Genomic DNA, 13714 nt, shown 5'->3' on the forward strand with positions numbered 1-13714 from the left:
CGGAGAAATCTTGTGGTAGCTCTTCAAGTACTGCGAATTCAGGCGCAGGCAAGGGGGGCGAACATGAGTTCTCGTCGCACGACGGCCATCGCGGGATCGCTGGTCGCGACATCTTTTTCGGCAGTGATGATCCTTTCCTTCACTGCCAGTGCGGACGACCAGGGACCCGGGAGCAGTAAAGGGGGAAAGGTCATCGACGAGGCACCGGCCGGGGTGAAGCTCACCACCGAACTGCCCGAGAAAATCTCGGTGGACAACAGTTCGCAGGCGACCGACATCACCGCCACGGTCAAGAACGAAGGGACCAAGGACAGCGGAAAGATCCAGCTTCTGGTCGTCGGGTTCGACGGCCTCACGGTCAAGAATGTCGAGGGCTGTTCGGCGATCGAGAAGAACAATCTTCCCGAGGGATCGAACAGCGGATTCGCCTGTCCCGTCGACAATCTCGCCGCCGGTGAGTCGAAGTCGTACGCCGTCGACGCGACGTACGACCTGAGCAGGACCGGCAAGATCTGCCTCCCCGTCCAGACCGGCGACGGCAAGAAGACGTACTGGCAGCAGGGCCCGGTGCCCTTCGGTACGACGAACCCGTCCCCCGACGCCCCGGCCACCCCGCTGCTGCTGGGTACCGACAACAAGCCGGTCGCGCCGGGCGCCGACGAGTTGCCCAAGACCGGCCTCGGCCGTGATGTGCTGCCGCTGGGTGCGGCCGGCGCGACGCTCATCGCGGTGGGCGCGGCCGGGCTGTGGTGGTCCCAACTGCGGCGCCCGAAGCGGCACTCGGAGTGAGAAAAAGAGGCTCGCCGGGTCGCGGTACGACCTGGCGAGCCTCTTCCGTGGGACCTGCCGCGTCAGCGGTTGATCAGCTTCCACGCGGTCGGCAGCGCGCCCATCGCCAGCGCCGCCTTCAGCACGTCCCCGATCAGGAACGGCGTGAGGCCGGCCGCGATCGCCGCGGTGGCGGACATGCCGGTGGCGAGGGCCAGGTACGGGACGCCGACGGCGTAGATGATCGCCTCGCCCAGCACCATCGCACCGGCCGTGCGCAGTGCGGTGCGGTCGGCGCCGCGGCGGGCGAGGGCGCCGACGACGGCGGACGCGAGGATCATGCCGAGGATGTAGCCGAAGGACGGGGCGGCGGCGCCGGAGGTGCCCTCCGCGAACCACGGCACGCCCGCGATGCCGGCCAGCGCGTACAGCGCGAGCGAGAGGAAGCCGCGGCCGGCGCCGAGGGCCGTGCCGACCAGCAGCACAGCGAGGGTCTGGCCGGTCACCGGCACCGGGGAGCCCGGCACGGGCACGGCGATCTGGGCCGCGAGGCCGGTGAACGCGGCGCCGCCGACGACGAGCGCGATGTCGCGGACGCGGGAAGCCGGGAGCAGGTCGGCGAGGACCTGGCCGATGGGGGTCCCCCCGCTCGAGCGAATTCGAGAGTGGGGGAGGGCGGGGGCGTCTGCGGCTGCCGTGCTCATGGGGACTCCGCGAGGGTGAGGGCGGTACGGGACGCTGTGACGCTATCCCAGGGTGTTCGGCTCGCTCACCGTCAGTGGTCGACAAAGGCCGGATCGTGGGGTTGGTCGGCTTCGGACAAAGGGTGGGGGTTACACGGGGTACGGGGTGACGCCGGTCACTGAGGTGGGGACGTACGGCTCACAGGGCGGGACTTCGGACCGACTGTGGGAATGCGCCAAACATGTTGCCCGCGAGTGAAGAGCCGTCTCGCCCGTCGGTCGCCGTCTGGGCAGCGGTGGTCCGCTTTGCTAGCTTCGAGCACATGGTCGCCCAGTCCCGGAACTTCACGTCGCGTCGCCATGTCGACCTGCGACGCGTGGGCGCGGCCGCCTGTCGCCTGCCTGGGTGAGCCGGCCCGTCGGTCCGGCTCGCCAGACGGCGCAGCGTCGGACCGGCTCCCGAGGAAGTTCCCCATGCCCCGTACCGCGGCACCACCCGCCCTGTCCTCCCCCGTCCCCCGGGTCGCCGACCGCGACCGGCGACGGACCAGCGCCAGCGTCATCCTGCGGTCCGTGCTGGCGCACGGGCCGGTCGCGCGCAGCACCATAGCCCGGCTGACGGGCCTGTCACCGGCGTCGGTGACCGGCCACTGCGCCGACCTGACCCGGCTCGGGCTCATCCGCGAGGCCGCCGCGCCCCGGCCCGCCAAGGGTGTGGGGCGGCCCCATGTGCCGGTCGACCTCAACGACTCGCGGCTGGTGGTGGGCGGGGTGCATGTGGCGGTGCCGCACACCACGGTGGCGCTGCTCGATCTGCGCGGAAGGGTCGTCGCCGAACGGGAGTTGAAGCACTCGGGGGCGACCGATCCGTACGGTGTCCTCGCCCGCGCCGCCGACGGGCTGGCCGCGCTGCTGGACACGGCGCCGGGCAGCCGGCCGCTCGGTGTCGGGTTCGCGGCCGGGGGCTGGGTGGACCGGGACTCGGGGGTCGTCGTCGAGCATCCGCTGCTGGGCTGGCGTGAGGTCCCGGTGCGGGAGGTGCTCGGCGCACACACCGGGCTGCCGGTCCATGTGGACGGGCACGCGCGGGCGTTGGTGAACGCGGAACGGCTGTTCGGGCGTGCCCGCGGCAGCGGCAGCGTGCTGCATCTGTTCGTCGGCAATGTCGTCGACGCGGCCTTCGCCACCGGCGACGAGGTGCACCACGGTCCCCGCTCGCAGGCCGGCACCATCGCCCATCTGCCGGTGCCCGGCGGTACCGAGATCTGCGACTGCGGGCGCGTCGGCTGCCTCCAGGTGGAGCTGAGCGAGCGGACGTTGTGCCGACGGGCACGGGCGGCCGGGGTCATCGGGGGGACGAATCCGCGGCATGTCGTGCGGGCCGCGCGGGACGGTGATCCGGTGGCGGTACGGCTGCTGACCGAGCGGGCGCGGATGACCGGGCGGGCGGTGGGGCTGCTGCTCGATGTGCTCAACCCGGAGACGGTGGTGGTGACCGAGCTGGGGGTCGTGCACCGGGAGGACTGCCTCGCCGCGTTGCGCGCCGGGGTCGGCGACGAACGGGCGGCGGCCGTAGTGCCGACCGGTTTCCCGCATTCCGTGCTCGCCGTGGCCGGCGGTGCGGTGGCCCTCGACATGCTCTACCGGGATCCGTTGGCCGCGTCACCTGAGGCTATTTAATTCAGAAACTCGGAATATTGACAGAGGACACCGATGGCCGGGAACCTACTGCTCATGAGCCTGTTCGTGAGCCCGTTCGTGAGTTGTCGCACCATCTGTTGCTGACTCGCCGCCGCGTGTGAAGCGCTCATTTCTCCCTGCCTGAATTCCCTTTCCCGGCTTCTTGCTGCCCGGAATTCGGCATGCCTTCTCTCCTTTTGAACCATCGGAGTCCTCCCATGCCTTCCTCCCCCGTGCCCGGTGTCGACCGACGGCTCTTCCTCACCTCCCTGCTCGGCGCGGCGGCCGGTGTCGCCGGGCTCTCCGGCTGCGCCGGCAGCAGCGCGGCCGCGGACGGCGAGGGCGCCTCGACCGCCCCGCTCGCCACCAAGGTTCCCGCCGGAACCGGCCTGAAGATCTCCTCGTACCAGAACGCCCAGCAACTCCAGCTCAGACTGGCCCAGTTGGGCGATCCCCCCTTCAAGGTCACCGACTGGCTGAACATCGGCGCCGGGCCCGATGTCATCAACGCCTTCCGGGCCGAGTCCCTGGACGTCGCCAACAACGCGGGCATCCCGCCGATCCAGGCGCACTACCAGGGCTTCGACGCGAAGATCGTGGCGATCAACATCACCCGCAAGCCCAACTACCTCTTCGCCACCAAGCCCGGCAGCGACATCCGCTCGGTCCAGGACTTCAAGGGCAGGAAGCTCGCCTTCTCGCAGGGCCAGGCGCAGGGCGTGGTGCTGCTGCGGGCGTTGAGGAAGGCCGGGCTGAAGTACGACGAAGTGGAGCTGGTCCCGCTGACCAGCAACCAGTTCCTCACCGCCCTGCAGTCCGGGCAGGTCGACATCGCCCCGCTCGGCAACAGTCAGGCGCCCGCCTATCTGAAGCAGTACGAGGGCAAGGGCGCCCGCGTCATCACCACCGACGTCGTCGACCTGCTCAGCCTGCTGTGGGCGCCGGTGTCGGTGCTGAACGACTCCGCGAAGGCCGCCGCGATCGCCGCGTACATCCCGTACTGGGCCAGGAGCCAGGTGTGGACATACGAGAACCCGGACGTCTGGAACCGGGAGTTCTACGTCAAGACGCAGAACCTGACCCTCGCCCAGGCCGAGGCCATCACCGAGCTCGCCAACAAGCCGCTGTTCCCGCCCAGTTGGAACGAGGCCATCAAATGGGAGCAGGAGACCGCGGATCTGCTCGCCGAGGGCGGGTTCGTGAAGAAGTTCGACGTGGGTGAGCTCTTCGACCATCGCTTCGAGGGCATCGCCGCGAAGTCCGTGCCGGCCGAGTACCGGAAGTGACCGCCATGACCACGACCACCCTGGCCAAGGCCGACGTCGTCATCGCCGACGACGAGCGGCCCCGCAAACGCCGCCGCCGGCTCGCCCCCGGCAAGCGCCTGCCCGCCGCACGGCTCGCCGGACCCCTGCTGGTGCTCGCCCTGTGGGCCGTCGCCTCCGCCGCCGAGGCACTCGACCCCGCCGCGATCCCGGCGCCCTGGACGGTGGTGGAGACCGGCGCCCAGCTGTGGACCGACGGGACGCTGGTCACCGACATCCTCACCTCGCTCCAGCGGGCCACGTCCGGCTTCGCGATCGGACTGACCGCCGGTGTCGTGCTGGCCCTGGCCTCCGGGCTCACCCGCACCGGGGAGGCGCTGATCGACGGCACGGTCAATCTCAACCGGGCCATCCCGACGCTCGGTCTGATCCCGCTGTTCATCCTGTGGCTGGGCATCGGCGAGACCTTCAAGGTCGCGATCATCGCCATCGTCGTCTACATCCCGATCTACCTCAACACACATGCCGCGCTGTCCGGCATCGACAACCGGTTCGTCGAACTCGCCGAGGTGCAGGGCCTGTCGAGGCTGCGCTTCATCCGGGAGATCGTCATCCCCGGCGCGCTGCCCGGGTTCTTCGTGGGACTCCGGCTCGGTGTGACCGGCTCCTGGCTGGGCCTGGTGGTCCTGGAGCAGATCAACGCCACCAGCGGTCTCGGCTACATGATGTTCCAGGCCACGAACTACGGCCAGTCCGACGTCATCCTCGTCGGTCTGGTGGTGTACGGCGTCTTCGGCCTCGTCTCCGACAGCACGGTCCGTCTCATCGAACGGAGGGTGCTGTCGTGGCGCCGCACACTGAGCAGCTGACCCGTCCCGCCGTCCGGCTGCGGGGGCTGACACGGTCGTTCGACGGTCGTGTCGTGCTCGACGGCATCGACCTGGACATCCCCGCCGGCCAGTTCGTGGCCTTGCTCGGGCACAGCGGCTCCGGCAAGAGCACGCTGCTGCGGGCCGTCGCGGGCCTCGACCACGAGGTGGTCGGCGGCGGGGAGCTCATCGCGCCGGAGCGGGTGTCCGTGGTGTTCCAGGACTCTCGGCTGCTGCCGTGGCGCCGGGTCCTGGACAACGTACTCCTCGGGCTGGACGGCGAGGACGCGGCGGGGCGGGGCCGTGAGGCGTTGGCCGAGGTGGGGCTGGCGGGGCGTGAGCGGGCCTGGCCGAGTGAGCTGTCCGGTGGGGAGCAGCAGCGGGCGGCGCTGGCACGGTCGCTGGTCCGTGAGCCCGAACTTCTGCTGGCGGATGAGCCGTTCGGGGCGCTGGATGCTCTGACCCGGATCAAGATGCACAACCTGTTGCGGGAGTTGTGGGAACGGCACCGGCCCTCCGTGCTGCTGGTCACCCATGACGTGGACGAGGCGATCGTGCTCGCCGATCGGGTGCTGGTGCTGGAGGAGGGGCGGATCGGGGTCGATCTGGCCATCGAGCGTGATGCGCGTGCGCGTGGCGAGTATCGGGGGCGGTTGCTGGCGGCGTTGGGGGTGACCGAGGACGTTCGGTGACCGTCGGGTGGGTCTCGCCCCCGCCGCCCCTACCCGTCCCATCCCTGGGGGCTGGGCCCCCAGACCCCCGCTGCCGGCCCTGAAGGGCCTCGTCGTCAAACGCCGGACGGGCTGAAAAGCCTCACCCGCCGGACGGGCTGAAAGACAACCAACGCCGCGCGGGCTCAAAAACAACCAAGGACACCGCATGCCCAGACAGCTCCACCTCAACGCCTTCCTCATGAACACCGGCCACCACGAAGCCTCCTGGCGGCTCCCCGAGAGTGACCCCTACGCGCACGTCGACCTGGCCCACTACGTCCACCTCGCCCGCGTCGCCGAGCGCGGTACCTTCGACTCGCTCTTCCTCGCCGACGGCCCCCAGCTGTGGAACAACCTCGCGCAGCGGCCCGCCGGTGCCCTGGAGCCGTTGACGCTGTTGACCGCGCTGGCGACGGCCACCGAGCACATCGGGCTGATCGCGACCGCGTCGACCTCCTACAACTCCCCCTACAACCTGGCCCGCAGGTTCGCCTCGCTCGACATCGTCAGCGGTGGCCGGGCGGGCTGGAACATCGTGACGACCGCCGGTGCCGAGGCCGCCCGGAACTTCGGGCTCGACGCGGAGCCCGCGCACGCCGAGCGGTACGCCCGGGCCGGCGAGTTCCTGGACGTCGCCTTCAAGCTCTGGGACAGCTGGGAGGACGACGCGATCGTCGCCGACAAGGCGGCCGGGGTGTGGGGTGACGACGCCAGGATCCATCCGCCCCGGCACCGGGGGACGTACTTCCAGGTCGAGGGCGCTCTCAACGTCCCCCGCTCACCGCAGGGTTACCCGCTGCTCGTGCAGGCCGGGTCGAGCGAGGACGGCAAGCGCTTCGCCGCGCGCTACGCGGAGGCGGTGTTCACCGCGCAGCAGACGATTGAGGACGCGCGGGCCTTCTACGCCGACCTCAAGGCGCGTACGTCGGCGGCCGGTCGCGACCCCGGGCACATCAAGGTGCTGCCCGGCATCGTGCCGGTGATCGGTTCGACGGAGGCGGAGGCACGGGAGCTGGAGCGGACGCTGGAGGAGCACATCGTGTACGCGCACGGTGTGGGCCGTCTGGAGTCGCTGCTGCATCTTCCGTCCGGTGCACTGGAGTTGGACGCCCCGCTCCCCGACGATCTGCCGTCCGAGGATGCCATCGAGGGCGCCAAGAGCCGCTACACGCTCGTCGTCGAACTCGCCCGGCGTGAGCGGCTCACCGTCCGGGAGCTCATCGGACGGCTGGGCGGCGGGCGCGGTCACCTCACCTTCGCCGGTACGCCCGAGCAGGTCGCCGACGCCATCGAGACCTGGTTCACACAGAGCGCCGCCGACGGCTTCAACATCATGCCGCCGGTGCTCCCCTCCGGCCTCGACGCCTTCGTCGACCACGTCGTCCCGATCCTGCGCGCCCGCGGCCTGCTGCGCGCCGAGTACGGCCCCCGCACCACCCTGCGCGAGCGCTACGGCCTCCCGCGCCCCGCCAACCAGTACACCACCCGCGAGAACGCCCTCGTCTGAAAGGACCCCTCCATGTCCCCCATCGAGATCCAGAAGGTCACCGCGCACATCGGCGCCCGCGTGTCCGGCGTCGACATCGACCGGCCGCTCGGCTCCGACACGGTCGCCGCCCTGCGCGAGGCCCTCAACGTCCACAAGGCGCTCGTCTTCGACGACGTGAACCTGGACGACCAGAGCCAGCAGGCCTTCGTCCGGCACTTCGGCGACGTCACCACCGCCCACCCGACGGTCTCCTCCATCGCCGGCACCCCCAATGTGCTGCCCGTCGACAGCGAGCGCGGACGCGCCGCCAACCACTGGCACACCGACGTCACGTTCGTCCTCAACCCTCCGCAGGCCACCACGCTGCGCTCGATCACGATCCCGCCGTACGGCGGCGAGACCCTGATCGCCAGCTCGGCGGCGGCCTACCGCCAGCTGCCCGAGCCGCTGCGGCAGCTGGCCGACACCCTGTGGGCGGAGCACACCAACGACTACGACTACGCAGTGGCGGACGAGGAGGTCGACGAGCAGCAGGCCGCCAACCGCGCCGAGTTCACGGCGATCAAGTACCGCACGGTCCACCCGGTGGTCCGCGTGCACCCGCTGACCGGGGAGCGGGGCCTGTACATCGGCGGGTTCGCGCAGCGGATCGTGGGGCTGTCGCCGGGTGAGTCCCGCAAGATCCTCGACCTGCTCCAGGCGTATGTCACCCGGCCGGAGAACATCCTGCGGCACCGCTGGTCCGAGAACCAGCTGGTCGTCTTCGACAACCGCATCACCCAGCACTACGCCATCGACAACTACGACGGTTTGCCGCGCCGGCTGCACCGGGTGACCGTCGCGGGTGACGTGCCCGTGGGCATCGAGGGCAAGGAGAGCTACTCGATCGAGGGTGACGCGTCGCACTACACACCGGTCGCGGCGTGACGGTGGGGTCACCTACAGTGCGGCGACTGTCCGCATAGTGGGCAGCCTCTCCTTCTGAGCGGGGAGGCTGCCCAGACTGTGGGCGTTTTTGCCCTCGCACGCCCTCTCACGCACTGGACGAGCCGCGCCCATGCAGAACAGCACCACCACGGAGACGCCCGCGAAGGCGGACGACGTCTCCCTCTCCCACGGCCTCAAACAGCGCCACCTGTCGATGATCGCCCTCGGCGGTGTCATCGGGGCGGGTCTGTTCGTCGGCTCCGGCGCCGGGATCGCCGCCGCCGGGCCCTCGATCGTCGTCGCCTACGTCGTCTCCGGCCTCCTCGTGATGCTGGTGATGCGGATGCTCGGCGAGATGTCGGCCGCGTATCCCTCCTCCGGTTCCTTCTCCGCGCACGCCGAGAAGGCGATCGGCCCCTGGGCGGGCTTCACCGCCGGCTGGTCCTTCTGGGTCCTGCTCTGCACGGCCGTCGGCCTGGAGGGCATCGGCGCCGCGAAGATCGTCACGACCTGGCTGCCGCACACCCCCGAGTGGGCCTGGGTGGCCCTGTTCATGGTGGTGTTCTGCGGCGCGAACCTGGCCGCCGTGAAGAACTTCGGTGAGTTCGAGTTCTGGTTCGCCGCACTGAAGGTCGGTGCGATCAGCCTCTTCCTCGTCCTGGGCGGCCTGGCCATCGCGGGCGTCCTGCCGGGCACGGACGCACCGGGCACCGCGAATCTCACCGGCGCGGGCGGCTTCCTCCCCAACGGCACCGAGGGCCTGATCATCGGCCTACTCGCGTCCGTCTTCGCCTACGGCGGCATGGAGACGGTCACCATCGCGGCCGCCGAGTCGGAGAACCCGGTCAGCGGCGTGGCCAGCGCGGTGCGCACCGCCATGTGGCGCATCGCCCTCTTCTACATCGGCTCGATGGCGGTCGTCGTCACCCTCGTCCCCTGGGACTCCAAGGAGGTCGTCGAGATGGGCCCGTACGTCGCCGCCCTCGACCACCTGGGCATCCCCGCCGCAGGCCAGCTGATGAACGTCGTGGTCCTGGTCGCCCTGCTCAGCGCCATGAACGCCAACATCTACGGCTCCTCACGCATCGCCTACTCCCTCGTCCAGCGCGGCCAGGGCCCCGCGACACTGGGCCGCGTCTCGGGCGGCGTCCCGAGGATCGCGGTCCTCGCGTCGTCGGTCTTCGGCTTCATATGCGTGGTCCTGTCCTACTGGCGCCCCGACGACGTCTTCCCCTGGCTCCTGAACATGATCGGCGCGGTCATCCTCGTCGTCTGGATCTTCATCGCCGTCTCCCAACTGCGCCTCAGGCGCCGCCTGGAACGCGAGTCCCCCGAGAAGCTCGTCGTCCGCATGTGGGCGTTCCCGGTGCTGACCTGGGTCGCACTGGCGGGCATGGCGGCGATCTTCGTCCTGATGGCCCGGGAGCCGGACACTCGGGTGCAGTTGTACTCGACGGGCGGGATGACCCTGGTCCTGGCGGTCGTCGGATATGCATGGCAGCGGGCGCGCGCCAAGGCCTGACCCGCACCTCACCGCGAGAAAGCCCCCGTGTGATCCACACGGGGGCTTTTTGCTGTTAGCTTGTTGTTGCAAGCTACTTGCAATAAGAGCTCTGAGGGGACCCTTCATGTCCGTCTACACACTCCCGGAACTGCCCTACGACTACTCCGCGCTCGCGCCCGTGATCAGCCCCGAGATCATCGAGCTGCATCACGACAAGCACCACGCGGCCTATGTGAAGGGCGCCAACGACACGTTGGAGCAGTTGGCCGAGGCGCGGGACAAGGAGTCGTGGGGGGCGATCAACGGGCTGGAGAAGAATCTGGCCTTTCATCTGTCGGGGCACATCCTGCACAGCATCTACTGGCAGAACATGACCGGTGACGGCGGTGGCGAGCCGCTCGCCACCGACGGTGTGGGGGAGCTGGCGGATGCCATCGCCGAGTCCTTCGGGTCCTTCGCTGGGTTCAAGGCGCAGCTCACCAAGGCCGCGGCGACCACGCAGGGGTCCGGGTGGGGTGTGCTGGCCTATGAGCCGCTGAGCGGGCGGCTGGTCGTCGAGCAGGTCTACGACCATCAGGGGAATGTCGGGCAGGGATCGACGCCGATCCTGGTGTTCGACGCCTGGGAGCACGCCTTCTACCTGCAGTACAAGAACCAGAAGGTCGACTTCATCGACGCCATGTGGGCCGTCGTCAACTGGCAGGACGTGGCCCGGCGTTACGAGGCCGCCAAGTCCCGTGCGGATGTCCTGCTGCTCGCTCCGTGAACCCGGCCCCCGAGCGTCCTGCCTCGTGATCGTCTTCTCAACCTTCACGCATGGCAGGCGGAATGAAGGAAGCCCCCGCGAGGACGTGACTCGCGGGGGCTTCCCATGTGCCGGACGGCGTCAGGGCTTGCGGCCCACCCCGCCGTGCTGGCCGATCGGGCGGGGCTCCTCGTCGGAGGGCTCGGGGCGCCAGAGCGGGACGGAGACGATGCCCGGCTCGACCAGGTCGAGGCCTTCGAAGAATGCCTCGATCTTGTCTACCGGGCGCAGGAAGTACGGGACGGCGCCGGTCTCGTTGTAGGCGTCCTGGGCGTTCTCGTAGGCCGGGTCGGTGCCTCGGGAGCCGTCGTTGACGCAGAGGTAGCTGCCGGAGGGCAGGCCGGCGAGGAGGCGGCGGACCAGGTCGCGGGCCTGGTCGTAGTCGGCGACATGGCCGAGGATGCCGCTGAGGATCAGGGCCGTGGGGCGGGAGAGGTCGAGGGTGCGGGAGGCCGCCTCCAGGATCTTCTCCGGCTCGTACAGGCTCATGTCCTCGTACGCCGTCACACCCTCCGGCGTCGAGGTGAGCAGGGCGCGGGCGTGGGCCAGGACCAGCGGGTCGTTGTCGACGTAGACGATCTTCGACTCGGGGGCGAGGCGCTGGGCGACCTCATGGGTGTTGTCGACGGTGGGCAGTCCGGTGCCGACGTCGAGGAACTGGCGTACGCCGCCCTCCGTCACCAGATACCGGATGCTGCGGCCCAGGAAGGCGCGACTGCTGCGCGCGATCGTGACGATGCCGGGGAAGACGGCGGTGTACGCGTCGCCCGCCGCCTCGTCCACGGGGTAGTTGTCCTTGCCGCCCAGCCAGTAGTTCCAGATCCTGGCCGAGTGCGGTACCGAGGTGTCGATCTCCGTCATGTGCCCATGGTGCTACGCCGGGTCGGGCTCGCAGGGCACATTGAGGGAGAGAAGTGCGGCGGATCCGTCGGGGTTCATGAGGAGTTCGGTGATCGCCGCGTTGCGCAACCGGGGGAACACTCTGCGGTACTCCCCGGTCGGGATCGACAGCAGGGTGCACAGGACGAGACGGAGGAGGGTGTTGTGCGCGACCACCAGGACCCGCTCGCCGGAGTGGGCCGCGGCGATCCGGCGCAGGGCCGCGGCGCCTCGTTCGGCGGCGGACGACGGGTCCTCCGCCCTCGGGAAGGGGTTCGCCACCGGGTCCGTGCGGAACGCCTTCGCCGCCGCCGGGTCCTCGGCCGCGAACTCCGCGAGGGTACGGCCCTCCAGCACACCGAAGTCGCATTCGCGCAGGTCGGGTTCGCGGTGCGGGGTGAGGTCGAGGGCCCGGCAGGCCGGGTCGGCGGTGCGGACCGCGCGGGACACCGGTGAGGTCCAGATCGCGTCCACGGGGTGGGCGCCCGCCCAGCGGCCGAGGGCCTCGGCCTGGGCGCGGCCCGTGTCGGTGAGGGGCACGTCGCTCACTCCGGCGTAGCGGTTCTCGGCGTGCCAGACGGTCTGCCCGTGCCGGGCCAGCAGCAGTGTCGTCGTCATGATGAGGCAGTATCCCCGTCCAGGCGGGCGTGCGCGTGCGCCGCGACCGGGGCCGGGAGCCAGCCCCGGGTGGTGAGTTCGTCGACGAGGCGGGCGTAGGGCTCGGCGAAGCGGGCCGTGCCGCCGGGGCGGGGTTCGACGGTCGTGCCGGGACGGACCATGCCCTCCGCGGCCTCCGGCAGCCCCGGCGCCGCACCCGCGCCGTACGCCGCCAACGCGGCCATCCCCAGGGCCGGTTCCGTCTGCCGCGGCACCCGGGCCGGGCGGCCCAGCACATCGGCGCGCAGCTGGTTCCAGTACGGGCTGCGGGCGGCGCCGCCGGTGAAGGTGAGGGTGCCGTCGAGGGGGGCGCCCAGGTGGTCCAGATAGTCCAGGCAGAGGCGTTCCGTGAAGGCGACGCCCTGGAGCAGCGCGGCCCACAGGTCGGCGTCGGACTCCGGTTCGCCCAGAACCAGCGCGGTGGCGTCCGGGGCGAGGAACGGGAAGCGCTCGCCGGGTGACACCAGCGGGTAGGCGATCGCGCCGGACGGCTCATGGCCGGCGGCCAGCGCGTCCATGGCCGCCGGATCGACGCCCGCGAACGCCGCCGTCAGCACGCCCGCGCCCACGCTCGAGGCGCCGCCGGGCAGCCAACTCCCGTCCGGGGCACGGTGGTTGTAGACCACGCCGGTCGCGTCCCGGACCGGCGCCAGGGACGCGCCCTTGAGGACCAGCGTGGTGCCGAGCACCGAGTTCCAGGAGCCGGGGCGCAGGGCGGCGGAGGCGATCTGGGCCGCGCAGCCGTCGGTCATCCCGGCGAGGACGGGGGTGCCGGCGGGGATGCCGGTGGCGTCGGCGGCGGAGGCGCAGACCTCGCCGAGGAGGGTGCCGGGGCGTACGACGTCGGGGATCGCGGCGTCGGACAGGCCCAGCCGGTGCAGCATCCCGGGCCAGGCGTCCCGCTCCAGGTCGTAGCCGGTCTTCAGGGCATGGCTGGAGTCGGCCGGGGGCGGCGCGCCGGTGAGGAGGGCGACGACCAGGTCCGGCTGGTGGGTGATCCGGCCGTGGCCGTAGTGCTCGGTCAGCCACAGGGCCTTCGGCAGCGCCCAGGTGTCCTGCACCGCGAGCCCCGCCATCCGGGCCCGCGCGCCATACACCGTGGCCCGTCCGTCGTCGTACATCAGCGCGGGGCTCATCGGCCGCCCCGCCCCGTCCGTCAGCAGCACGGTCCCGGACGTCCCGCACACGGCGAGCCCGCCGACCCGTACGCCCCTCGCGGAACCCAGCGCCGCCCGCGACGCCGCGCACAGCCCGTCCCACCACTCCACCGGATCCTGCTCGTGCCGCACCCCGTCGCGCCGTCCGCCGAGGGGGGCCGAGCCGCTGCCGAGGACCGTGCCGTCCCCGGTGACCAGCAGGACCCGGACACTCTGGGTGCCCAGGTCGATCCCCAGCCAGGCGTCTTGTTCATCCGCTGCCATCCGGACCTCCCGCACATCTGGATCCGTTAACTTCACACTCTGCCCTGAGATTTT

General features: G+C 70.6%; 13 protein-coding genes. 9 read left to right on the forward strand and 4 right to left on the reverse strand.

Annotated elements, in window-relative coordinates:
* Positions 1 to 63: 63 nt before the first annotated feature.
* Entirely contained in the window at positions 64 to 789 is a 726-nt protein-coding gene (locus tag IE325_RS07590) for a hypothetical protein (protein WP_190068934.1), read from the forward strand.
* A gap of 62 nt (positions 790 to 851) precedes the next feature.
* On the opposite strand, the gene IE325_RS07595 is transcribed toward IE325_RS07590, so the two are convergent.
* A complete protein-coding gene (locus IE325_RS07595; RefSeq protein WP_190068935.1) occupies positions 852 to 1472 on the reverse strand; it encodes a biotin transporter BioY in 621 nt (206 codons plus the stop codon).
* A gap of 453 nt (positions 1473 to 1925) precedes the next feature.
* Between IE325_RS07595 and IE325_RS07600 the strand changes: the two genes are divergently transcribed.
* From IE325_RS07600 to IE325_RS07635, 8 genes are all read left to right on the forward strand, one after another.
* Positions 1926 to 3131 (forward strand): ROK family transcriptional regulator, encoded by a 1206-nt coding sequence (locus IE325_RS07600; protein WP_190068936.1) that lies wholly within the window; start codon positions 1926 to 1928, stop codon positions 3129 to 3131.
* 218 nt (positions 3132 to 3349) lie between these two features.
* A complete protein-coding gene (locus IE325_RS07605; RefSeq protein WP_190068937.1) occupies positions 3350 to 4417 on the forward strand; it encodes an ABC transporter substrate-binding protein in 1068 nt (355 codons plus the stop codon).
* Positions 4418 to 4422: 5 nt separating this feature from the next.
* Positions 4423 to 5265 carry an ABC transporter permease gene (locus IE325_RS07610; protein ID WP_190068938.1) on the forward strand — a complete coding sequence of 281 codons (843 nt, stop codon included), beginning with the start codon at positions 4423 to 4425 and terminating at the stop codon, positions 5263 to 5265.
* On the forward strand, positions 5241 to 5957 hold the full coding sequence (locus IE325_RS07615; RefSeq protein ID WP_190068939.1) for an ABC transporter ATP-binding protein: 717 nt from the start codon (positions 5241 to 5243) through the stop codon (positions 5955 to 5957). The genes IE325_RS07610 and IE325_RS07615 overlap by 25 nt, the downstream gene beginning before the upstream one ends.
* A gap of 187 nt (positions 5958 to 6144) precedes the next feature.
* Complete coding sequence (locus IE325_RS07620) at positions 6145 to 7485, forward strand: LLM class flavin-dependent oxidoreductase (protein ID WP_190068940.1); 1341 nt, start codon at positions 6145 to 6147, stop codon at positions 7483 to 7485.
* A 12-nt stretch (positions 7486 to 7497) separates the two neighbouring features.
* Positions 7498 to 8394, forward strand: coding sequence for a TauD/TfdA dioxygenase family protein (locus IE325_RS07625; protein ID WP_190068941.1), 897 nt, complete (start codon positions 7498 to 7500; stop codon positions 8392 to 8394).
* Between the two features lie 130 nt (positions 8395 to 8524).
* Positions 8525 to 9916, forward strand: coding sequence for an amino acid permease (locus IE325_RS07630; protein ID WP_190068942.1), 1392 nt, complete (start codon positions 8525 to 8527; stop codon positions 9914 to 9916).
* 106 nt (positions 9917 to 10022) lie between these two features.
* Positions 10023 to 10664 (forward strand): superoxide dismutase, encoded by a 642-nt coding sequence (locus tag IE325_RS07635; protein ID WP_190068943.1) that lies wholly within the window; start codon positions 10023 to 10025, stop codon positions 10662 to 10664.
* A 120-nt stretch (positions 10665 to 10784) separates the two neighbouring features.
* Here the strand turns inward: IE325_RS07635 and IE325_RS07640 are convergent, their stop codons facing one another.
* Genes IE325_RS07640 through IE325_RS07650 form a run of 3 tightly spaced genes read right to left on the reverse strand, consistent with a single transcriptional unit; the run spans position 10785 to position 13660 of the window.
* Complete coding sequence (locus tag IE325_RS07640) at positions 10785 to 11564, reverse strand: SAM-dependent methyltransferase (RefSeq protein ID WP_190068944.1); 780 nt, start codon at positions 11562 to 11564, stop codon at positions 10785 to 10787.
* Between the two features lie 12 nt (positions 11565 to 11576).
* Positions 11577 to 12200, reverse strand: coding sequence for a histidine phosphatase family protein (locus IE325_RS07645; protein ID WP_190068945.1), 624 nt, complete (start codon positions 12198 to 12200; stop codon positions 11577 to 11579).
* Entirely contained in the window at positions 12197 to 13660 is a 1464-nt protein-coding gene (locus tag IE325_RS07650) for an FGGY-family carbohydrate kinase (protein WP_190068946.1), read from the reverse strand. The genes IE325_RS07645 and IE325_RS07650 overlap by 4 nt, the downstream gene beginning before the upstream one ends.
* Between the last annotated feature and the right edge of the window lie 54 nt (positions 13661 to 13714).

The sequence above is a fragment of the Streptomyces lanatus genome, from assembly GCF_014655715.1.
Lineage (GTDB): Bacteria > Actinomycetota > Actinomycetes > Streptomycetales > Streptomycetaceae > Streptomyces > Streptomyces lanatus.

Bases quoted from the DNA above. Each gene is read 5' to 3' on its own strand.
- IE325_RS07590 (WP_190068934.1), top strand. From the start codon at position 64: ATGAGTTCTCGTCGCACGACGGCCATCGCGGGATCGCTGGTCGCGACA.
- IE325_RS07595 (WP_190068935.1), bottom strand. From the start codon at position 1,472: ATGAGCACGGCAGCCGCAGACGCCCCCGCCCTCCCCCACTCTCGAATT.
- IE325_RS07600 (WP_190068936.1), top strand. From the start codon at position 1,926: ATGCCCCGTACCGCGGCACCACCCGCCCTGTCCTCCCCCGTCCCCCGG.
- IE325_RS07605 (WP_190068937.1), top strand. From the start codon at position 3,350: ATGCCTTCCTCCCCCGTGCCCGGTGTCGACCGACGGCTCTTCCTCACC.
- IE325_RS07610 (WP_190068938.1), top strand. From the start codon at position 4,423: ATGACCACGACCACCCTGGCCAAGGCCGACGTCGTCATCGCCGACGAC.
- IE325_RS07620 (WP_190068940.1), top strand. From the start codon at position 6,145: ATGCCCAGACAGCTCCACCTCAACGCCTTCCTCATGAACACCGGCCAC.
- IE325_RS07625 (WP_190068941.1), top strand. From the start codon at position 7,498: ATGTCCCCCATCGAGATCCAGAAGGTCACCGCGCACATCGGCGCCCGC.
- IE325_RS07630 (WP_190068942.1), top strand. From the start codon at position 8,525: ATGCAGAACAGCACCACCACGGAGACGCCCGCGAAGGCGGACGACGTC.
- IE325_RS07635 (WP_190068943.1), top strand. From the start codon at position 10,023: ATGTCCGTCTACACACTCCCGGAACTGCCCTACGACTACTCCGCGCTC.
- IE325_RS07640 (WP_190068944.1), bottom strand. From the start codon at position 11,564: ATGACGGAGATCGACACCTCGGTACCGCACTCGGCCAGGATCTGGAAC.
- IE325_RS07645 (WP_190068945.1), bottom strand. From the start codon at position 12,200: ATGACGACGACACTGCTGCTGGCCCGGCACGGGCAGACCGTCTGGCAC.
- IE325_RS07650 (WP_190068946.1), bottom strand. From the start codon at position 13,660: ATGGCAGCGGATGAACAAGACGCCTGGCTGGGGATCGACCTGGGCACC.